Origin of the sequence: Streptomyces sp. (assembly GCF_035645055.1) — a bacterium.
Taxonomy (GTDB): domain Bacteria; phylum Actinomycetota; class Actinomycetes; order Streptomycetales; family Streptomycetaceae; genus Streptomyces.
The window spans coordinates 332288-352597 of record NZ_DASQNH010000076.1; the positions used below are offsets into that span (position 1 = coordinate 332288).

At 74.7% G+C, this 20310-nt stretch carries 15 protein-coding genes; 7 read left to right on the forward strand and 8 right to left on the reverse strand.

The window, feature by feature from the left end; genetic code table 11:
• Positions 1 to 33: 33 nt before the first annotated feature.
• On the reverse strand, positions 34 to 2007 hold the full coding sequence (locus tag VE614_RS25640; RefSeq protein ID WP_324941674.1) for a translation factor GTPase family protein: 1974 nt from the start codon (positions 2005 to 2007) through the stop codon (positions 34 to 36).
• A 153-nt stretch (positions 2008 to 2160) separates the two neighbouring features.
• Between VE614_RS25640 and VE614_RS25645 the strand changes: the two genes are divergently transcribed.
• On the forward strand, positions 2161 to 3264 hold the full coding sequence (locus VE614_RS25645; protein ID WP_324941677.1) for an XdhC/CoxI family protein: 1104 nt from the start codon (positions 2161 to 2163) through the stop codon (positions 3262 to 3264).
• Between the two features lie 126 nt (positions 3265 to 3390).
• On the opposite strand, the gene VE614_RS25650 is transcribed toward VE614_RS25645, so the two are convergent.
• The 4 genes from VE614_RS25650 to VE614_RS25665 all read right to left on the reverse strand — a co-directional run bounded on the left by VE614_RS25650 (position 3391) and on the right by VE614_RS25665 (position 5376).
• Positions 3391 to 3891, reverse strand: a complete 501-nt coding sequence (locus tag VE614_RS25650; protein ID WP_324941679.1) for a metallophosphoesterase — start codon at positions 3889 to 3891, stop codon at positions 3391 to 3393.
• Positions 3892 to 3934: 43 nt separating this feature from the next.
• A complete protein-coding gene (locus VE614_RS25655; protein ID WP_324941682.1) occupies positions 3935 to 4111 on the reverse strand; it encodes a hypothetical protein in 177 nt (58 codons plus the stop codon).
• A gap of 54 nt (positions 4112 to 4165) precedes the next feature.
• The gene (locus tag VE614_RS25660; RefSeq protein WP_324941685.1) at positions 4166 to 4516 is read right to left on the reverse strand and encodes a DUF6479 family protein; all 351 of its coding nucleotides are present in this window, start codon (positions 4514 to 4516) and stop codon (positions 4166 to 4168) included.
• An 89-nt stretch (positions 4517 to 4605) separates the two neighbouring features.
• Positions 4606 to 5376 (reverse strand): SDR family oxidoreductase, encoded by a 771-nt coding sequence (locus VE614_RS25665; RefSeq protein ID WP_324941687.1) that lies wholly within the window; start codon positions 5374 to 5376, stop codon positions 4606 to 4608.
• 194 nt (positions 5377 to 5570) lie between these two features.
• Here VE614_RS25665 and VE614_RS25670 point away from each other — a divergent pair, with 194 nt between their 5' ends.
• Complete coding sequence (locus VE614_RS25670) at positions 5571 to 8819, forward strand: BTAD domain-containing putative transcriptional regulator (protein ID WP_324941690.1); 3249 nt, start codon at positions 5571 to 5573, stop codon at positions 8817 to 8819.
• Positions 8820 to 8936: 117 nt separating this feature from the next.
• Here VE614_RS25670 and VE614_RS25675 read toward each other — a convergent pair whose 3' ends face one another.
• Both VE614_RS25675 and VE614_RS25680 read right to left on the reverse strand, forming a co-directional pair.
• Entirely contained in the window at positions 8937 to 9356 is a 420-nt protein-coding gene (locus VE614_RS25675) for a CBS domain-containing protein (protein WP_324941693.1), read from the reverse strand.
• 46 nt (positions 9357 to 9402) lie between these two features.
• Positions 9403 to 11850, reverse strand: coding sequence for a SpoIIE family protein phosphatase (locus tag VE614_RS25680; protein ID WP_324941696.1), 2448 nt, complete (start codon positions 11848 to 11850; stop codon positions 9403 to 9405).
• Between the two features lie 173 nt (positions 11851 to 12023).
• Between VE614_RS25680 and VE614_RS25685 the strand changes: the two genes are divergently transcribed.
• Positions 12024 to 14204, forward strand: coding sequence for a SpoIIE family protein phosphatase (locus VE614_RS25685; RefSeq protein WP_324941699.1), 2181 nt, complete (start codon positions 12024 to 12026; stop codon positions 14202 to 14204).
• A gap of 366 nt (positions 14205 to 14570) precedes the next feature.
• Here VE614_RS25685 and VE614_RS25690 read toward each other — a convergent pair whose 3' ends face one another.
• Positions 14571 to 15905 (reverse strand): S1 family peptidase, encoded by a 1335-nt coding sequence (locus tag VE614_RS25690; RefSeq protein WP_324941702.1) that lies wholly within the window; start codon positions 15903 to 15905, stop codon positions 14571 to 14573.
• Between the two features lie 166 nt (positions 15906 to 16071).
• On the opposite strand from VE614_RS25690, the gene VE614_RS25695 reads away from it, so the two are divergent.
• From VE614_RS25695 to VE614_RS25710, 4 genes are all read left to right on the forward strand, one after another.
• Complete coding sequence (locus tag VE614_RS25695) at positions 16072 to 16485, forward strand: PaaI family thioesterase (protein WP_324941706.1); 414 nt, start codon at positions 16072 to 16074, stop codon at positions 16483 to 16485.
• Positions 16486 to 16938: 453 nt separating this feature from the next.
• On the forward strand, positions 16939 to 17154 hold the full coding sequence (locus VE614_RS25700) for a hypothetical protein (protein WP_043505630.1): 216 nt from the start codon (positions 16939 to 16941) through the stop codon (positions 17152 to 17154).
• Between the two features lie 130 nt (positions 17155 to 17284).
• A complete protein-coding gene (locus VE614_RS25705; RefSeq protein ID WP_324941711.1) occupies positions 17285 to 18091 on the forward strand; it encodes an HlyD family efflux transporter periplasmic adaptor subunit in 807 nt (268 codons plus the stop codon).
• A complete protein-coding gene (locus VE614_RS25710) occupies positions 18088 to 20310 on the forward strand; it encodes an NHLP family bacteriocin export ABC transporter peptidase/permease/ATPase subunit (protein WP_324941714.1) in 2223 nt (740 codons plus the stop codon). The genes VE614_RS25705 and VE614_RS25710 overlap by 4 nt, the downstream gene beginning before the upstream one ends.

A 20310-nucleotide genomic window follows, 5' to 3' on the forward strand; every position in this document is an offset into this window, starting at 1 on the left:
CGTCCAGCCGATCTGACGTCTCGTCAACTCCTCTCAGCCGCCCGTTCTGCGGGTGACGTTGAGCAGATACTCCTTCCGGTTCAGCGGGTTGTGGTCGGTGCGCGGACGCTCGGGGACCGGTGCGCCCCGGTCGACGGGCGCGTAGTGGTCGAAGGCGCTCTCCAGCTCGCCCTCGCCCCGGGTGAGCGCCGGCAGCCGCTGCTCCAGCGCGTGCACCCGGGCCGCCGGCACCGCCCCGTCGAGGACACAGCGGGCACCGCGCGTCTCGGTGGTCCGGGGCACCGCCCGCAGCGCGGACAGCACCGGCAGCAGCGCGCCGAGCGTGTCGGCCGGGGCCTCCAGCCGGAAGCGGTGCATCGGCTCGTGCACCCGCGTCCCGGCCCGGCGCAGCGCCTCCGTCAGCACCAGCGGGGTCAGACCGCGGAAGTCGGCGCCGGTGCTGGACATGCTCTTGTCGAAGCCCTGGTGGGCGTGGCTCTGGCGCGGCGAGTAACCGGCGTGCGTCATGGTGACCGTGCAGTCGGTGACCTGCCAGCCGTGCAGGCCCTGTCCCAGGGTCTCCCGCACGGTGTCCTCGACGGCCTTGAAGAAGGCGTACGGCATCGAACCCAGCTCCACCTCCAGGCGGAACCCCGTGCCCGCGCCGGCCGGGGCCGGGTCGACGCGCAGCCCGACGGTGGCGAGGAACGGGTTGCCGTCCTTCTTGTTGAACTCGACCGCCGCGCCCGTGCCGACCGGCCGCTCGACGCACAGCGGGGTGGTCTCGCGGAAGGTGACGTCCAGGCCGTACTCGTCGGCGAGGGTCGCCTGGACGACCTCCTTCTGCACCTCCCCGTAGAGGGAGACCGAGGTCTCCCGGCGGACCTCGTCGTGGCGCAGGCCGATCAGCGGGTCCTGCTCGGCGAGCTGGGTGAGCGCGAGGTGCAGGGCCCGCCGGTCGGCCGGCCGCACCGGCTCGACGACGGTTTCCAGCGTCGGCGGGGCGAAGAGGTGCCCCTCCGCCTTGCGGCGTACGCCGAGCCAGTCGCCGATCCGGACCTCGGTCAGGCCCCACAGCCGGGCGATCCGGCCCGCGGTGACCGCGTCCCGGCGGATGTCCGTGCCGTGGTCGAAGACCTGGACGGCGGTCACCCGGCCCTCGCGGCCCTCCTCCCCGAAGGGAATCCGGTCGCGGACGCGCAGGGTGCCGGTGAACAGGCGGGCGTACGCGACCTTCTCCCCCGCCGGTCCCCGCTCCACCTTGAAGACGGTGCCGGACACGGGCCCCTCCGGGTCGCCGTCGGCGGCGGGCAGCAGCCGTCTGACGCCGTCGACGAGCGCGTCCACGCCCGCTCCGGTGATCGCCGAGCCCGCGTACGCCGGGTGCACCAGGCCCTGACGGGTCTGCTCGGCGAGGGCCGCGTACAGCAGGCCGTCCGGGACCGTGCCGTCCAGGTGGGCGGCCAGCAGGTCGTCGTCGTGGTCGGCGAGGACGTCCAGGGCCGCGGGGACGGTGCCGGGCGTGAAGCGGGCCGCGGGGGTGCCGAGGCCGGTGGCGGTGCCCATGGGGACGACGGCGGCCGAGAGCCGGTCGGCGGCGGCGCGCAGGACCTCCTCGTAGGCCGCTCCCCGGCGGTCGATCTTGTTGACGAAGAGGAGGGTCGGGATCCGCAGCCGGCGCAGCGTCCGCATCAGGACGCGGGTCTGCGCCTGGACGCCCTCGACCGCGGAGACGACCAGCACCGCGCCGTCCAGCACCCCGAGCACCCGCTCGACCTCGGCGATGAAATCCGGGTGGCCGGGGGTGTCGATGAGGTTGACGGTCACGTCGTCCAGCGGGAACGAGACGACGGCGGACTTGATGGTGATGCCGCGCTGCCGCTCCAGCGCGAGGGTGTCGGTGCGGGTGCTGCCGGCGTCGACACTGCCGATCTCGTCGATGACTCCGGCGCTGTGCAGCAGCCGTTCGGTCAGACTGGTCTTACCGGCGTCGACGTGCGCGAGAATTCCCAGGTTGAGCAAATGCACGAAGCGTCATGTCCTTGGTGGTAGGGGTCATTCCTCGCGGGATGGACATGGACGCGGTGCGCATGGATCGCTCCTTCTGGTGCGACGACGGGTCGGATGCAGTGCAGCAGAACCGCGGGCGAGGTGCCAACGCATTTACGGAGGGAGTGGAGCGTGCGGGACATTCTTCCGGCACTGAGCGGCTGGTACACGGCCGGGCGGCCGTTCGGGCTGGCCACGGTGGTGGCGGTCAGCCGCAGCGCCCCGCGCGATCCGGGCGCGGCGATGGCGGTGGGGCCGGACGGCGAGGCCCTGGGCAGTGTGTCCGGCGGGTGCGTCGAGGGCGCGGTGTTCGAGCTGGCGCGGGAGGTGGTGGCGGACGGCGGGGCACGCCTGGAGACGTTCGGGTACGGCGACGACGACGCCTTCGCGGTCGGCCTCACCTGCGGCGGTGAGATCACCGTGCTGGTCCGGCCGGTGAGCCCCGCCCTCGATCCGTCGTTCGGCGCGCTCGCCGCGTCGGTGGCCGCGGGGCGCCCGGTGACCCTGGCGACGGTGACCGACGGCCCGGCGCCGCGCGGGGCCGCCCTCGCCGTCCGGCCCGACCAGGTCTCCGGCACGCTGGGCAACGAGGGCCTGGACGCGGCGGTCGCCGCCGACGCGCGCGGCGAACTCGCCCTCGGCGTCACCGGTCTGCGGCACTACGGGCCGCGTGGACAGCGGCGGGCGGACGACGTGACGGTGTTCCTCCACTCCTTCGCGCCGCCGCCGCGGATGCTGGTCTTCGGCGCCATCGACTACGCGGCGGCGGTGGCCCGCGCCGGCGACTTCCTCGGCTACCGGGTCACCGTCTGCGACGCCCGCCCGGTCTTCGCCGCACCGCGGCGGTTCCCGCCCGGCGTGGAGGTGGTCGTCGACCGGCCGGACCGCTATCTGCGCGGCACGGACACGGACGCGCGCACCGTGATCTGCGTGCTCACCCACGATCCGAAGTTCGACGTGCCGCTGCTGACGGAGGCGCTGCGCCGTCCCGCCGCGTACATCGGGGCGATGGGCAGCCGCCGTACGCACGAGGAGCGGGCCCGGAAGCTGGCCGCGGCCGGGATCGGCGCGCCGGAACTGGCCCGGCTGCGCTCGCCGATCGGGCTGGACCTGGGCGCGCGGACACCCGAGGAGGTCGCCGTGTCGGTGGCGGCGGAGATCGTCGCGCTGCGCTGGGGCGGCAGCGGGGTGCCGCTGAGCACGACGACGGGCGCGGTGCATTCCGCGCGGCCGTAGCCGGGCGGCGGGGGCCGGGCGGCGAGGACCGGGCGGCGGGGGTGCGCGCAGGTCGGCGTGGGGGCAGCCGGGCCGTGGCGTGGGGGCGGGTCGGCGTGGCGGCCGGGCCGTGGCGGGGAGGGCGGGTCAGCGTGGGGGCAGCCGGTGCAGCGTGACCTCGGTGAGACGGCCCTCGGTGACGGTGGCGGTCATGTACGTGCGGTGCGGCTGTCTGCGGCGGTCGGTGGGCGAACCGGGGTTCAGCAGGCGCAGGCCCGAGGGGGCGGTGGTGTCCCACGGGATGTGGCTGTGCCCGAAGACCAGCACGTCCAGGTCGGGGAAGCGGGCGGCACAGCGCGCCTCCCTGCCCTGGGCGGCGCCGGTCTCGTGCACGGCGCCGAAACGCAGGCCGCCCAGTTCGGCATAGGCCACTTCGGGGAGCCGGGCGCGCAGCTCGGGCCCGTCGTTGTTGCCGTACACGCCGACGAGCCGGTGGCAGCGGCGCTCCAGCAGATCGAGGGTGGCGGTGTCGACCCAGTCCCCCGCGTGGAAGACGACATCCGCGTTCGGCAGCTCGGCGAGCAGCGGCGCGGGCAGTTCCCGGGCGCGCTTGGGGACGTGGGTGTCGGCCATCAGCAGCAGGCGCACGGCATCAGGGTATGACGGTGAGGTGGATCGGACCTCCCGCCGATCAGTCCTCGCCCCTGACGATGTTCCACTCCGCGGTGTGCCTCAGCTGGGGCCCGTCCGGGTCCTCGACGGACGGCAGGCAGGTGCGCAAGGCGGGTTTCTCCCGTAGTCGGCGGGCCCTCGACCAGCCCGTCTCAGGGCGCCGGGCGAGGGGTTCCCCACTGGTGGAGACGGTCACGGCATGTTCCTTTCGCCTGCTCGGAAGGCGGTGGGGGCGGTCAGGCGGCGACGGTCACGCGGGGCCCCCGCCGCCGAAGGAGCCGCTGGAGCCCCGGTCCCAGCGCGGACGGTGCTGGTCAGCGCTGGGGGTGCCGCCGGTCGGGCGGAGTTCGTGCGGGTTGAGCCGCTCGCCGTCGCCCATCTCGTTGGGCGCGCGCTGTTCGCGGGTCTCGTGGACCGGCCCGGACTCGGGCGGCGTCGGGCGCTTGCCCCGGCCCGTCCTGCGGGCCTCACTGCGGCGGATCCGGATGCCGTACTGAACGGCCCAGATCAGCGCGGCGGTGATGAGGACGCCGCCGACGAAGATGGCGACCATGCCCAGCGCGGATCCCGAGGCGGCCAGTGTGTACGCGGTGGTGTTCATGGACGTCGGGTACCCGCTGACGCCCGGTGAATGGGTGCCGGCACCCGTACGGGGGTGCGCCGCCGGGCGCGCCCCCGAACGGGCGGGTCTCAGTGCGGGACGGGCAGGCCCTGGGCGAAGCCGCCGTCGACGGCCAGCTCGACGTTGGTCGTGAAGGTCGCGTCGGCCGCCAGGAACAACGCGGCCGCCGCGACCTCCTCGACCGTGCCGTTGCGCCGCAGCGGCGTGGTCTCGTTGCCCTGCCGCTCGAACGCGCGGCGCTCCTCCTCGCTGAGGCCGGCCACCCCCATGGTCGGTGTCTTGATGAAACCGGGGGCCACGGAGTTCACCCTGATCCGGCGGGGCAGCAGCTCGGCCGCCAGCACATGGGCGAACGCCCGCACGGCCTCCTTGGACGCCGAGTACGCGCTCAGGCCCGGGAAGACGACGTCGTTGACGACCGTCGTGAAGACGATCGACCCGCCGTCGCTCAGCAGCGGCGCCAGCGCCTGGACCGTGAAGAACGAGCCCTTCGTGTTGACGGTGAAATGCCGGTCCCAGACCGCCTCGGTGACCTCCGCCAGCTCCGCGAACTCCGCGATGCCGTGATTGACGAACAGGTGGTCGACGCGGCTCAGCCGCTCCTGGACGGTGCCGGCGAGCGCCGCGATGTCGGCCATGGCGGCCGCGTCGGACCGCACCACGTGTGCCGGGCGGCCCTTCAGCGCGGTGCGCGCCTCCTCCAGCGTCTTCTCGTTGCGGCCCGTCAGCAGGACCTCGGCCCCGCCGTCGAGGAGTGCCTCGACGATGGCCAGTCCCATGCCGTGCGTACCGCCGGTGACGACCGCCTTGGTCCCCGCGAACCTGCCGGTGACGTTCATGGTGGTTCCCTTCTTCGTGCCGAGCCGGGCCGTGCCGCGCCGGTCCGGTGTGGTGTGGCGTGGTGTCGTGGAGCCGTGCGGCTCCGGACGACGCCCACCGTGCGGGACGGCGCTTTCGGCGCCCCGTCGGTGCGCGTGCGGGGGCTTGCGGTTTTCTTGCGGTGACCTTGATCCACACGGACTACGCTGGACCGATGCGTTTCGGAGTGCTGGGCCCGCTCGCCGTGTGGACGGGCGACGGCGAGCTGGTGGCGGTGCCGGAGGCCAAGGTCCGCGCGCTGCTGGCCGGTCTGCTCATGACGCCGGGGCAGGTGGTCTCGGTGGACCGCCTGGTCGCGGATCTGTGGCGCGACGGCACGGCTCCCGCCCGGCCCTCGAACTCCCTGCACACCCTCGTCTCGCGGCTGCGCAGGGCGCTCAGCGCGGCGGGCGGCGCGGACGCCGTCGTACGCCGGCCGCCGGGCTATCTGCTGCGGGTGGAGCCGGAGGCGGTGGACAGCGGCCGTTTCGCCGCGCTGGCCGCCCGGGCCCGGAGCCGGAGCGACCTGCGCGAGCGGGCGGAGCTGTTCGCCGAGGCACTCGGGCTGTGGCGCGGGCCCGCGTTCGCGGACTTCGCCGACGAGCCGTTCGCCGCCGCCGCGGCGGCCCACTGGGAGGAACAGCGGCTGCTGGTACGGGAGGAGTACGCCGAGACCCGGCTGCGGCTGGGCGAGTACGGCGAGGCGGCCGCGGACCTCGCGGAGGCGGCCCGGCTGCACCCGCTGCGCGAGCGGCTGCGCGCCGCCCAGCTGAAGGCGCTGCACGGCGCCGGACGGGCCGCCGAGGCCCTGGAGGTGTACCAGGACGTGCGGCGCCGCCTCGACGAGGAGCTGGGAGTCGAGCCCGGACCCGAACTGGCCACGCTCCAGCGTGAGTTGCTGCTACGGCACCCGGCGCAGCCGTCCGCCCCCACGGCGGGCGGTACCGTCCCCGCGCTCCCCCGGCGCCGTACCAACCTCCCGGCCCCGCCGCTCACCGGGCTCGTCGGACGCTCCCGCGACATCGCCGGGATCACGGCGCTGCTGGCCGACGAGCGGCTGGTCACCCTCACCGGATCGGGCGGGGTCGGCAAGACCCGGCTCGCTCTGGAGGTCGCGAGCGGGTCGGCCGGCGCCCACCCCGACGGGGTGTGGCTGGTGGAGCTGGCCGGGCAGGCGAGGGCGGCGGAGCCGGACGCGCCCGCGGCGGTCGACGCGCTGGCCGAGGTGGTCGCCGCGGTGCTCGGGATACGCGACGACGCCCGCGCCGCGCGCGGCTCCCGGCCGCCGGGGCCGCCCGGAAGCCCGGCGCGGCGGCTGGCCGACGCCCTGCGCGAGCGTCGGCTGCTGCTGGTCCTGGACAACTGCGAGCACGTCGTCGAGGCGGCGGCCGGCCTCAGCCGGACGCTGCTGAGCACCGCGTCCGGACTGCGGATCCTCGCCACCAGCCGGGCGTCCCTCGACCTCTCCGGCGAGCGGCTGTGGGAGGTACGCCCGCTGGCGCTGCCGCCGCCCGGTGCGCCGGCGGCCGACGTGCTGCGCAGCGACGCCGTCCGCCTCTTCGCCGCCCGGGCCGCCGCGGCGTCCCCCGGGTTCGCCCTGACCGAGGCCGACGCCGCGGCGGCCGCCGCCGTCTGCCGCCGGACGGACGGGATCCCGCTGGCGCTGGAGCTGGCGTCCACCCGGGTGCGCAGCCTGGGGCTGACCGGGCTCGCGGCCCGGCTCGACGACCGGTTGGGGCTGCTCACCGGCGGGCCCCGCGACGCGCCCCCGCGGCAGCAGACGCTGCGCGCGGTGATCGACTGGAGCTGGGAGCTGCTGACCGCCGCCGAGCGGACGGTGCTGCGCCGGCTCGCCGTGCAGGCCGACGGATGCGCTCTGGAGGCCGCCGAGGCGCTCTGCTCCGGCGGCGGGGTCAAGGCCGCGGAGGTGCTGGACCTGCTGTCGCGGCTGGTGGACCGCTCCCTGGTCGTCGCTCAGGACGAGCCCGGCGGGCCCCGCTACCGGCTGCTGGAGTCGGTGACCGACTACTGCCTGGAACGGCTGCGGGAACGGCCCGGCGGCGCCGGCGGGACCGAATACGACGAGCTGCGCGAGGCACACGCGCGCTACTACACGGACCTCGCCGAGCGGGCCGAGCCGCTGCTGCGCGGCCCCGGGCAGCGGGACTGGCTGCGCCGCCTGGACGCCGAGGCGGCCAACTTCCGCGCCGCCCTCGACGCGGCGGTGGCGGCCGGCGACGCCGGCCTGGCCCGGCGGCTGGTGCGGGCGCTGACGTGGTACTGGTTCCTGCGCGGCCGGCTGACGGAGGCCACCCGCTGCACGGCGCTCGCCCTGACCCTGCCCGCTGCGCCGCCGGAGACGGAGCACGCCGGACTCGTCGCCGGGCACACCGCGCTGTGCCTGCTCTCCGGCGAGCCGGACTCCTGCCCCGGTGACACCGGCCCCGAGGGCGGGAGCCCGTCGGCGCCCCCGGACTACGAGCGCCTCGGCGATCCGCGCGAGCGGGCCCGCCCCGGCTGGTTCCTCGGCTACGCCACGACGCTGTTCGGGTCGCTGGAGCGGGCCGAGGACCTGGTGCGCCGGGTCCTGGACGACGTCCGCGCCCTGGACGACCGGTGGGGGGTCGCCGCGGCCCTGGCCGTGCGCGGCGTGCAGCGCGCCGTACGCGGCGACCTGGCCGCCGCGCGGCGGGACGGCGAGGCGGCGCTGGACCTGTTCGGCCGGGTCGGTGACGGGTGGGGGCTGCTCCAGGCCGGGGTGCTGCTGGGACGGCTCGCCGAGGCGGCCGGCGACTACGCGCAGGCCGAGTCGCGCCACCGCGAGGGCCTGCGGATCGCGGAGGAGCTGGGCCTGTGGACCGAGGCGTCCGTACGCCGCTCCGAGCTGGGCCGGATCGCACTCCTCCGCAAGGACTACGCCCTCGCCGACACGCTCCACGAGGAGGCCGGACGGCTCGCCGTCGAGCACGGCGACCGGGCGGCGCAGGAGACCGCGGAGGTCGGCCTCGCGCTCAGCGCCCGCCGCCAGGGACGGCCCGGGCGGGCGGAGGAGTACCTGCGGCCCTGGCTGGCCTGGAACCGGCGGTTCAAGGCGGCGAACGGCACCGCGCTGATCCTCGCCGAACTCGGCTTCGCCGCCGAGCAGCGCGGTGACGCCCCGGCCGCCCTGGCCCTGCACCGCGAGGGCCTCGCCGCGGCCCGCCGCACCCACGACCCGCGGGCCGTCGCGCTGGCCCTGGAGGGCCTGGCCGGAGCCCACGCCCTGGCGGGCCGCCCCGTCCGCGCGGCCCGCCTCCTGGAAAGCGCGGCCCGGCGCCGCCTCTCGATGGGCGCGCCCCTGCCTCCCGCCGAGCGGGGGGACGTCGACCGCATCACCGCGGCCGTCCGGGCGATGCTGACCGACCGGACGTCCGGTTCGGGCTGAGCGTCCGGGTGGTGGCGTGGACGTGGGCATCCGGTCGAGCCGCACATGCGGACGGGCCGCCCGCCGGTGCCGCTCACGGCACGTGCGGGCGGCCCGGACGGCGTGCCCGAGAGTCACCTAGGTGTTGGGCCGGGCCACACTGATGTCGCCGAGGGCCGACTCCGGGTCGCGTTCCATGGCCAGGTCGCCCAGGGAGACGATGCCCACGGGGTGACCGTGGTCGACGACCGGGACGCGGCGTACCGCGTGCTCGCGCATCAGCTGCACGGCGTGGTCCAGTTCCTCGTCGGGCTCCAGCGTGAACAGGTCCTCGCTGCACACGCCGGCGACCGTGGTCTGCTCCGGGTCGCCGCCCTCGGAGATCGACCGGATGACCAGGTCGCGGTCGGTGACCAGGCCGCGCAGGGTGTCGCCCTCGGTGACGAGGACCGCGCCGATGTCCTCGTCGCGCATGATCCGGGCGACCTGCGCGACGGAGGTCTGCGGTTCCACGGTGACCGGATCGGCGGTCATGATGTCGCGGACGTGCTGGGTCATGACGTACCTCCTTCTCGTCGTCCGTCGCCGCTCCGGGTACCCGGTGTCAGGGCTCCAGCACGATTTCGCTCCACACCTGTTTCCCGCCGCTGACCGGCACGGTCCCCCAGGCCGCCGACATGGCCTCGACGAGCAGGAGACCGCGGCCGCCGGTGGCCTCCCAGCCGATGCTGGTGGGTTTGACGGGGCTGCGGGGCGAGTTGTCGGCGACGGCGACCCGCATCCGGCCGCCGACGAGGGTGAGATCGAGGCGGACCGGGCCGCCCGTGTGGACGAGGGCGTTGGTGACGAGTTCGGAGACGATCAGCAGGGCGGCGTCCGCCTGCCCGGCGATGCCCCAGGCCCGCAGGGTGCGGTTGGTGAAGCGGCGGGCGTGCCGGACGGCCTCGGGGACCCGCCAGACCGTCCAGCTCTCCCGGCGGGGCCGCACGGCCATGCCGTCGTAGCGCATCAGCAGCAGCGCGATGTCGTCACTGCGCCGGGCGCCGGTGAGCAGGGCGTCGGCGACCAGGCCGAGGTGGGCGGGGTCGGCAGCGGCGAGCCGGCGGGCGAGCCGGTCCATGCCCTGGTCGATGGCCTCGTCGGCGGACTCGACGAGGCCGTCGGTGGTGAGGGCGAGGAGGGTGCCTGGCTGGAGCCGGAGCGGGGTCATGGGGAAGTCGGCCTGGGCGACCACGCCGAGCGGCGGGCCGCCCTCCGTCTCGACGGCCTCGGTGGAGCCGTCGGGGTGGCGCAGCACCGGCGGCAGATGCCCGGCACGGACGCACCAGGCGGTGCCCTCCTCCATGTCGACGTCGACGTAGGCGCAGGTGGCGAAGAGGTCGTTCTCCATGCCGACGAGGAGCCGGTTGGCGTGCGAGACGACCACGTCGGGCGGGTGGCCCTCGACGGCGTAGGCGCGCAGCGCGGTGCGCATCTGGCCCATCAGGGTGGCGGCGGCGGCGCTGTGGCCCTGTACGTCGCCGATGACGAAGGCCACATGGTGGTCGGGCAGCGGGATGACGTCGTACCAGTCGCCGCCCAACTCGAGTCCGGCGGTGGCGGGCAGATAGCGGGCGACGGCGACCGCGCCGGGCAGTCTGGGCAGCCGGCGCGGCAGCAGCTGGCGCTGGAGCATGCCGACGAGTTCGTGCTCGGCGTCGAAGGCGCGGGCCCGCATGAGGGCCTGTCCGGCGAGGCCGGCGGCGGCGGTGAGCAGGGCGCGCTCGTCGGGGCCGACGTCGTGCGGGCTGTCCCAGCCGATCAGGCAGGCGCCCGCCATCCGGCCGCCGGCGGCGGGCAGCGGCAGCACGGCGAGGCCGCCCGGCCCGACATCGGCGAGGGCGGGTTCCAGGGGTGCGCCGGCGGGCCAGATCCGGGCGCGGCCCTCGCGCAGGGCGGCGGCGAGGGTGGGCATGGCGCGCACGGGCGCGTCGGGCCACTCGGTGCGCCATTCCATGCGCCACAGCTCGGGCCAGGCCTCGGGGGCGGGCGGGTCGAGGACGGTGACGACGAGGCGGTCGTGTTCCAGTTCGGCGAGGGCGATCCGGTCCGCGCGCAGCGGTCGGCGCAGGGCGGCGACCACGGCCTGGCCGACGTCGCGGACGGTGCCGGCGGTGGCGAGGGCGGCGGCCAGCCGCTGGACGCGGGCGACGTCGGTGACGTCGGAGCGCAGTCCGGCGGCGTCGACGACGGTGCCGACGAGCAGCGCGGGCTGTCCCTCGCCGCCCGGCAGGAAGCGGCCGCGCAGCCGCAGCCAGCGGGGCGGGCCGGCGGGACGCAGCACCCGGAACTCCAGCTCCCGCTCGCCGAGGGACATGTGGTCGGCCTCGACCACGGACATCAGTGAGGGCAGGTCCTCGGGGACGGTGAGCCCGAGCAAGGTCTCCACCCGGCCGTCGAAGTCGTCACGGGCGAGGCCGAACAGGCGCAGGATCTCGTCGCCGACCTCGGCCCGGCCGCTGTCCATGGCGAGGGTGAACGCGTTCGCCGGGAGCTCGCCGCCCTCGGCGCGGCCGGGCGGGGCGGGCCAGGAGACGGCGTCGGCGATCAGTTCCAGGGACGTGCGCTGCTCGGCGTCGAAGCCGTGCGGGTCCTCGCTGACGGCGAGCAGGCAGCCGCCGTCGGTGTCGGGGTGCGAGGGCAGCGCGGCCAGGTGGAACCGGGGCGAGGGGGTGCGGCGGCTCTCGGCGCGGGCGGCCAGTTCGGCGGGGCTCACCCAGACGGGCTGCCGGCCGCGGTGGGCGTCGGCCACCGCGGAGTGTCCGGTGAGCGGGTAGCTGTCGCGCAGCCCGTACACCGTCCGGGGTACGCCGGCCGAGTCCACCAGGCACAGCAGATCACCGGCCTCGTCGGGGGTGTACACGGCGGCGAAGGTCGCGCCCGCGAAGACCAGTGCCTGTTCGAGGACGCTGTGCAGCCGTTCGGGTGCGCTGCGGTCCTCCGCGATCGCTCGCAGGGCGATCTCGGCGCGCGGCGTCGCCGTTCCGCGTCCCGCAACGCCCTCACTGACCACGTCCGTATTACAGCGCTAATGGAGCGCGCGCGCAGCCCCTGCGAGCGTTGGAGGGACCTGGAGATCCGGGGCCGTACGCAGGGCGCTTCCCCGGAGGACGCTGTTCCGGTGGGCGGGCGGCCGGGTGGAGCGCGGGCTCGCCGTGCGGCGTCGGCCGGGACGAGAGAGATTTGATGCCTGGAACCCGCCCGCAGCGCCGCGAGGAGGTGGTCGGCGTGTCCGACGGGGAGCCGCTCGCGCAGGCACCGGCGGCCGGCCGGCACCCGGTCGGCGGCCCGCTGCTCTCGCTGGCGCTGGCCGCGATGATCGACGGCGTGCACGCCCACTCCGGCGCGGTGTACCTGCTCTCCCCCGACGAGCAGGTGCTGGAGATGGCGGTCATGGCGGGGCTGCCGCGGGCCTTCGCCGCCCCCTGGGAGAGGGTGGCGCTGAGCGCGCCCGTCCCGGTCTCCGACGCGGTGCGCGGACGCCGGCTGGTCTGGGTCCCCGACGAGGAGGAGATGGCCCGGCGCTATCCCCGCGTGGCCGTCGTGCTGCCGTACCCCTTCGCGCTCGCCGCGCTGCCGGTGGCGACCGGCGGCACGGTGTACGGCGCGGTCTTCGTCACCTGGCCCGGCCTCCATCCGCCGCAGCTGTCCGACCGGGAGCGGGAACACCTGACGTCGGCCTGTGAACGGCTCGCGCTGCGGCTGCAGCGGGCCGCCCGGGACGGCCGGCCGGTGCTGCCCGAGGCGGACCTGCTCGCCGCGCCGCTCGTCGGGGGCGTGGCCGGCACCATCGGCGCGGTCGAGGCGGCCCGCATGGTGTCCCGGCTGCCGTACGGACTGTGCTCGCTCGACCTGCACGGCCGCGTCGCCTTCGCCAACCCGGCCGCGGCCGAACTGATCGGCGAGCGGGTCCCCCGGCTGGTGGGCCATCAGCTGTGGGCGACCGTGCCGTGGCTGAACGACCCGGTGTACGAGGACCGCTACCGCGCCGCGCTGTTCAGTCAGCACCCCACCTCGTTCGTGGCGCTGCGCCCGCCCGGCGACTGGCTGTCGTTCCGGCTGTACCCGAGCACGTCCGGGCTGACCGTGCGGATCACCCGGGCCGGGGCCGTGTCCGAGATGAGCCGGGCCGGGCCGCGGTCCGCGGACGGGCCCTCCCGGCTGGTCACCATCTCCCAGGTGCTGACCCTCGCCAGCGCGCTGACCGAGGCGGTCGGCGTGGACGACGTGGTGCAGCTCGTCGCCGACGAACTCGCCCCGGCGGTGGGCAGCCAGGCCGTGGTCGTGCTCGGCTCCCGCGCGGGCCGGCTGCGGGTGCTCGGGCACCGCGGCTACCCCGACCCGCGGGTGGTGGAGCGGTTCGACGGGACACCGCTCGGCGCGGCCACACCGGGCGCGCACGCCCTGAGGACCGGGGTGCCGGCGTTCTTCGCGTCGCGGGAGGAGCTGGAGCGGCTGTATCCGGCGCGGTCCACGAGCCCCGACGGATTCGCGGCCTGGGCGTATCTGCCGCTGATCGCCTCCGGCCGGCCCGTGGGCACCTGTGTCTTCGCCTACGGTGAGCCGCACCCCTTCTCCACGGACGAGCGGGCGGTGCTGACCAGCGTGGCCGGACTGATGGCGCTCGCCCTGGAACGGGCCCTGCTCTACGACGTCAAGCACCAGCTCGCGCACGGCCTCCAGGCCGCCCTGCTGCCGCCCTCGCTGCCACCGCTGCCGGGCATCGACGCGGCGGCCCGGTATCTGCCGAGCACCCGGGGCATGGACATCGGCGGCGACTTCTACGACGCGGTGCCGGTGCCGGGCGGGGCGGCGGCCGTGATCGGGGACGTACAGGGACACAACGTGACCGCGGCGGGGCTGATGGGGCAGATCCGCACCGCCGTGCGGGCGTACACCACCGTCGGCCAGACGCCGCAGGAGGTGATGCGCAGCACCAACCGGTTGCTGATCGACCTCGGTGTGGAGCTGTTCGCCAGCTGTCTGTATCTGCGGCTGGACCCGGCGAACGGGCGGGCCGTGATGGCCCGGGCGGGGCATCCGCCGCCCCTGCTGAGACGGCCGGACGGGCGGGTCCGGGTGCTCGACCTCGCGGGCGGCCCGCTGCTCGGCATCGACGCCTCGGCCGGATACCCGACGACCGAGGTCGACCTCGCGCCCGGCTCCGTCCTCGTCCTGTACACCGACGGACTCATCGAGTCCCCCGGCGTCGACATCGAGGACGCCCTCGCCGAACTCGGCCGCCGGCTCGGGGAGGCCGGGGAGATGCCCTTGGACGAGCTGGCCGATGTCCTCGTCGGCCAAGGGGCGGGCGCGGAGGAGCGCGCGGACGACGTGGCGTTGCTGTTGCTGCGGGCTCGGGCGTGAGGTGCCGCTCCGCGGGGGTGGGCTGAGAGGCGTCGTTTCGGGGGCCGTGAGTGTGTCGGGTGCGGGTGGCTGGGGGGTTTGCGCAGTTCCCCGCGCCCCCTTCCGTGGGGACCGTCGGTTTTTCGGGTGCCGGTGGCCGGGGGGTGGTCGCGCAGCTCCCCGCGCCCCTTCCGCAGGGGCCGTCGGTTTTCCGGGTGCCGGTGGTCGGGGGGGTGCGCCGGTTCGTCGAGGGGGACTTCGCTTTGCCGGGGGCGCGCCCCAGGGCTCGGCGTCGGTGCGTCGGTGGTGCACCCGCCGGGCATGAGGTGGTCCGGCCCCCCGCCGTAGGGCCGGACCGCCTCCACCGACCCGCTGGTGGGGCGCGGGTCAGTGGTTCTGGGTCAGCCCTGGCTCGTCCGTCCCGGCATCCTCGCCGCCGGCCTGCTCACCGGCTCCCTGCTGGTCCCCGGCACCCTGCTGCTGGTCCTCTGTGCCCTCCTGCTGGTCCCCGGCACCCTGCTGCTGGTCCTCTGCGCCCTGTTGCTGGTCCCCGGCGTCCTGCTGATCGCCGCCGACGCCGTCCTCCGCTCCCCCGGCGCCGGCCGCGCCGCCGCCGTCCAGCGTCGCGCCCACCGCCTGGAGCGCGGTGGTGACCGGCTGGAAGAAGGTCTCCCCGCCGACCGTGCAGTCGCCGCTGCCGCCGGAGGTCAGGCCGAGGGCGAGGCCGTCCTGGGTGAACATGGCGCCGCCGCTGTCGCCGGGTTCGGCGCAGACGTTCGTCTGGATGAGGCCGGTGACGGTGCCCTCCGGGTAGTTGACGGTGGCGTCGAGGCCGGTGACCGTGCCGTCGGCGAGGCCCGTGGTGCTGCCCATGCGGAACACCTGCTGGCCGACGGTCGCCTCCGCCGCCTGGACGATCGGGACGCTCTGGCCCTCGGCGTTCACCTCGCTGGGCGCCTCGGTCGCGGGGTCGTCGTACTTGACGAGCGCGAAATCGCCCTGCCCGGGGAAGACGGCCTGGTCGACGGTGCCGATCGGCGCTCCGCCCTGGGTGTCGGACCACTGGGCCGCCGCGACGCCGCAGTGACCGGCGGTCAGGAAGGCGGGAGTGCCGTCGCCCGCGGTGACGTTGAAGCCGAGGGAGCAGCGGGCGCCGCCCCCGAAGATGGCATCGCCGCCGGAGGCGAAGGTCTTGAAGGTTCCGGTGGACTTGCGCAGGGTCGCCATGCCGGGCCCGAGGTCGCGCACGGTGGACTCCAGCGTGTCCCAGTCGCCGCCGGTGACGGTGCTGTCGGCGGTGACGAGGATCTTGTTGGTCCGGGGGTCGACGGCCCAGGCGGTGCCGGGGATGGTCGCCTCGCTCTTCAGGGTCCGTGCGGCGGCCTTGAGCTCGGTGGTGCTGTTGTCGACCTCGCGTACCGCCGCGCCCGCCTTCTTGGCCTGGACGACGAGCTGGTTGTTGTCGCCGACGACGTTGACGACGAGCTGCTGCCGCCCGGCGTCGTAGTACGACCCGGCGAAGGCGTCGCCGAGCAGCCCGGAGAGCTGGACGGCGAGGTCCGAGGCGTCCGCGGCCTTCAAGGGCCTCGGGGCGGCCCTGGTGTCCGCCGCGCCGTCCTGGGACGCGTTGGCGTTCGGCAGCAGGAGGGCCGCCGCGCCGAGCGCCGCCACTCCGCCGACGGCCAGCACGGCCTTGCGCTTCGGAATTCGCTTGTGACTCAAGACTTCTCGACCTCCTGGGGGGACCGGGTCCGTGCCGCCCGGTGGCGGCTGTTGGGGGCGCCTGGATGGCCAGTGGTACGCAGGGCAAGTGCGGGGCGTTCAATCGCCTGTGCGACACCGGCCGGATCGCGGTGCGGATCCGCGGGTTCGGGGGAAAGGTCCCTCCATGACGATGACCACGGCCGATGCCGAGAAGATCCTCTCCGCCAGCTTCGCCCCCTGGGTGCTGCAACTGGGTCTTGAGGTCCACGCGTTGGGCGACGACCGGGCGACCCTGCGGCTGCCCTGGTCGGACCGGCTGGCCCGGGAGGGCGGCGCGCTGTCCGGGCAGGCTCTGATGGCCGCGGCCGACACGACCACGGTGATCGCCGTCTCGGCGGCGCGGGGCGGCTTCGTGCCGATGACGACGGTTCAGCAGTCCACCTCGTTCCAGCGCGCGGTGACCGGCGCGGACGTCCTGGTGACGGCGGTGCTCACCAAGCTGGGCCGCCGGATGGCGTTCGCCGACGTCACGATGACGGTGGAGCCGTCAGGGGTTCTCGCGGCACGGGCGAGCACGGTCTACGCCCTGCTGGGCTGACACGTTCCGCGATCAGTCAATGACGTTCCGTTTCGATCACCGAGCGGAACGAAGGCTTCAGGGAATCTGCACATCGCATGCCCAACCGGCTCACCGGCCGCCACGGATCCACACGCCCGCGCACCGCCGGGCACGCCTTTGGGGCGGGTGTGCCGGATTCGCCGCGCGGACGGCATGGAGCGGGGTGCGCCGATGCCGTGCGGCATGTGAAGAAGTCGCCGACAAGGCGTGCGCGCACCTGCACGGTTGCGACCACTCGCGGGTCAAAAGCGCTGGTGGGAAGGGTGGTTGAGTGGAGGACGAAGGTCGCCGCGTGCTTTGATCCATCGCACCGCGGGGGCCGCGAGGGCGCCCTGCACGGGGCGCCCGGCGCCTGCGGTCGCGGCCGTCCATCTGTCCCCAGAGGGGGCCGCTCCCCCCTTGTGAAATATCCATACGAAGGGAAGTTCCATCATGAACTCCACCCCCCAGGTTGAGACCGTCGAGATCTCCGACGCCGAGCTCGACAACGTCTCCGGCGGCCTCCAGGTGAACGCCGTGGGCACCGTCACCGGCCTGGTGGAGGGCATCGCCCCCGTTTCCGGCCTGCTCAACACGGCCGTCGGCACGGTCGAGGGTGTCACCGGCCTGAACACCGCCCCGGTCACCAGCCTGGTCGCCGGTCTCTGATCGCATCCCAGGGTGCCCCGCCGGGTCCCGGAGCCGTTTCCCGGCTCCGGGGCTCTTCGGATGCCGTCACGCCTTCGCGGTCACCCGCGATTCACGCAGTCCCCGCAGTTCACCCGGTGAGGGAAGTTCCGTGCAGTTCCGCCAGCAGGCCCTCGCCAGGCTCCAGTCCCCCGAGGAGCTGGACCTTCCGGTACGGCTCGCCCGTCCGCAGGGCTGGATCGTGCTGTCCGTGACGGTGATCGCGATGGCCGCCGCCTCGGTGTGGGCGGTGACCGGCACTGTCTCCTCCACCGTCAGGGCGCCCGCGATCCTCACCCACGGCCAGGGCAGCTACCTCCTGCAGAGCCCGGTCGCGGGCCAGGTCACCGCGGTCCTGGCCAAGGAGGGCGAGCGGCTGCCCGCCGACGCGCCGGTACTGAAGGTGCGTACCGCCGGGGGCGAGACCGTGGTCCGTACGATCGCCGCCGGCCGGCTGACCGCGCTCGCCGCGACGATCGGCCAGATCATTCCGACCGGCGCGAACGTCGCCGCCGTGGAGAAGGTCACCGCGAAGGACGCCCCGCTCTACGCGACGGTGTACGTCCCCGCCGAGAACGCCTCCGCCATTCCCGCCGACGCCCCCGTGGACCTCACCGTGCAGACGGTGCCCACGCAGGAGTACGGCGTGCTGCGCGGCCATGTGCAGGCCGTGGACCGCACGCCCCAGACCGCCCAGCGGATCGGCGCGTTCCTCGGCGACGGCCAGCTCGGCGAGCAGTTCACCGAGGACGGCCGCCCCGTCGCCGTACTGGTCCGCCTGGACCGGTCCGCGTCGACGAAGAGCGGGTACGCCTGGTCGACCGCGGACGGCCCGCCGCACCCCCTCACCTCCATGACGCCGGCCACCGGCTCCATCCGCCTGGCCGATCAGCGTCCCGTCGATTGGCTGCTGCCGTGACCCCCACCGCCGAGGAAACCCGGGGCCGCCGCCGGGCCGCCCCGCCGCGGCGCACGGTCCCCAGGGCCCGCCGCCGCACCGTCCGCACCCCCACCGTGCTCCAGATGGAGGCCGTCGAGTGCGGCGCCGCCTCGCTGGCGATGGTGCTCGGCCACTACGGCAAGCATGTCCCCCTGGAGGAGCTGCGCATCGCCTGCGGTGTCTCCCGCGACGGCTCGCGCGCCAGCAACCTGCTGAAGGCTGCCCGCAGTTACGGCCTGACCGCCAAGGGCATGCAGATGGACCTGGCCGCGCTGGCCGAGGTGCAGGCGCCGGCCGTGCTGTTCTGGGAGTTCAACCACTACGTCGTCTACGACGGCATGGGCCGCCGTTTCGGCCGCCGCGGCGTGTGGGTCAACGACCCCGGCAAGGGCCGCCGTTTCGTGCCGATGGAGGACTTCGACGGCAGCTTCACCGGCGTGGTGCTGGTGATGGAGCCGGGCGAGGATTTCGCTCAGGGCGGGCGCAGGCCCGGCGTGCTCGGTGCCATGCCCGCCCGGTTGCGCGGCACCGCGGGCACCCTGCCCGCGGCGGTGCTGGCGAGCCTGCTGCTGGTGCTGGTCGGCGCGGCGGTGCCGGCGCTGAGCCGGACGTACATCGACATGTTCCTGATCGGCGGCCAGACCTCGCTGCTGGACGTGCTGTTCGCGTCGATGGGCGCGTGCGTGCTGCTGACGCTGGTGCTGACCTGGCTGCAACAGGCGAACCTGCACCACGGCCGGATCATCTCCTCCACCCTGTCCAGCGCCCGCTTCCTGCGCCATCTGCTGCGGCTGCCGGTCACCTTCTTCTCCCAGCGCAGCCCGGCCGACCTGGTGCAGCGGCTCCAGTCGAACGACGCGGTCGCCGAGACGCTGGCCCGCGACCTGGCGGCGGCGGGCGTGGACGCGGTGGTCGTGGTGCTCTACGCGGTCCTGCTGTACACGTACGATCCGCAGCTGACGTTCGTCGGCATCGGGGTGGCGCTGCTGAACATCGTCGCGATGCGGGTGGTGATCCGGCTGCGCGCGACCCGTACGGCGAAGCTGCGCGCGGACAACGCCCGGCTGACGAACACCGCGTACTCCGGTCTCCAGCTCATCGAGACGATGAAGGCGACCGGCGGCGAGGACGGTTACTTCCGCAAGTGGGCCGGGCAGCACGCGACCACCCTGGAGGAGCAGCAGCGCCTCGGCGTGCCGAGCGCCTGGCTGGGCGTGGTGGCGCCGACGCTGGCCACGCTGAACAGCGCGCTGATCCTGTGGATCGGCGGGATGCGGGCCATCGAGGGCCATATCTCGGTGGGCTTGCTGGTCGCCTTCCAGGCGCTGGTCACCCGGTTCACCGCCCCGCTGACCCGGCTGAACGGCGTCGCGGGCCGCATCCAGGACTTCGCGGCGGACGTGGCCCGGCTGAAGGACGTGGAGAACTTCCGCGCGGACCCGCTCTACAGCCGTCCGGGCGGCGAGTCGACGCGGCGGCTGCACGGGCATGTGGAGCTGGAGAACATCACCTTCGGCTACAGCCCGCTCGACAAGCCGCTGCTGACCGGCTTCGGCCTGACCGTCGGTCCGGGGCAGCAGGTCGCGCTGGTCGGCGGCTCGGGCAGCGGCAAGTCGACGGTGTCCCGGCTGATCGCCGGTCTGTACACCCCGTGGGAGGGGGTCATCCGGATCGACGGGCAGCGCCTGGAGGACATCCCGCGCGGGGCCCTCGCGGCCTCCGTCTCCTTCGTCGACCAGGACGTGTTCCTGTTCGAGGGCACGGTCCGCGACAACGTGGCGCTGTGGGACCCGTCGGTCCCCGACGACGCTGTCGTGGAGGCGCTGCGGGACGCGGCGCTGTACGACGTGGTGATGCGCCGCCCGGGCGGCATCCGCAGCCGGGTCGAGCAGGACGGGCGGAACTTCTCCGGCGGGCAGCGCCAGCGTCTGGAGATCGCCCGGGCGCTGGTGCGCCGCCCGAGCATCCTGGTGCTGGACGAGGTGACCAGCGCGCTCGACGCCGAGACCGAGCTGGTCGTGATGGACAACCTGCGGCGGCGCGGCTGTGCCTGCGTGGTGATCGCGCACCGGTTGTCCACCGTGCGGGACAGCGACGAGATCGTGGTCCTCCAGCACGGCACGATCGTCGAACGCGGACGGCACGAGGAGCTGGTGGCGCGCGGTGGCGCGTACGCGGCGCTGGTCAGGGAGCGGTGA

Coding starts and splice junctions, on each gene's coding strand:
- VE614_RS25670 (WP_324941690.1), top strand. CDS start 5,571: ATGCGTTTCGGAGTGCTGGGCCCGCTCGCCGTGTGGACGGGCGACGGC.
- VE614_RS25665 (WP_324941687.1), bottom strand. CDS start 5,376: ATGAACGTCACCGGCAGGTTCGCGGGGACCAAGGCGGTCGTCACCGGC.
- VE614_RS25675 (WP_324941693.1), bottom strand. CDS start 9,356: ATGACCCAGCACGTCCGCGACATCATGACCGCCGATCCGGTCACCGTG.
- VE614_RS25660 (WP_324941685.1), bottom strand. CDS start 4,516: ATGAACACCACCGCGTACACACTGGCCGCCTCGGGATCCGCGCTGGGC.
- VE614_RS25685 (WP_324941699.1), top strand. CDS start 12,024: ATGCCTGGAACCCGCCCGCAGCGCCGCGAGGAGGTGGTCGGCGTGTCC.
- VE614_RS25700 (WP_043505630.1), top strand. CDS start 16,939: ATGAACTCCACCCCCCAGGTTGAGACCGTCGAGATCTCCGACGCCGAG.
- VE614_RS25695 (WP_324941706.1), top strand. CDS start 16,072: ATGACGATGACCACGGCCGATGCCGAGAAGATCCTCTCCGCCAGCTTC.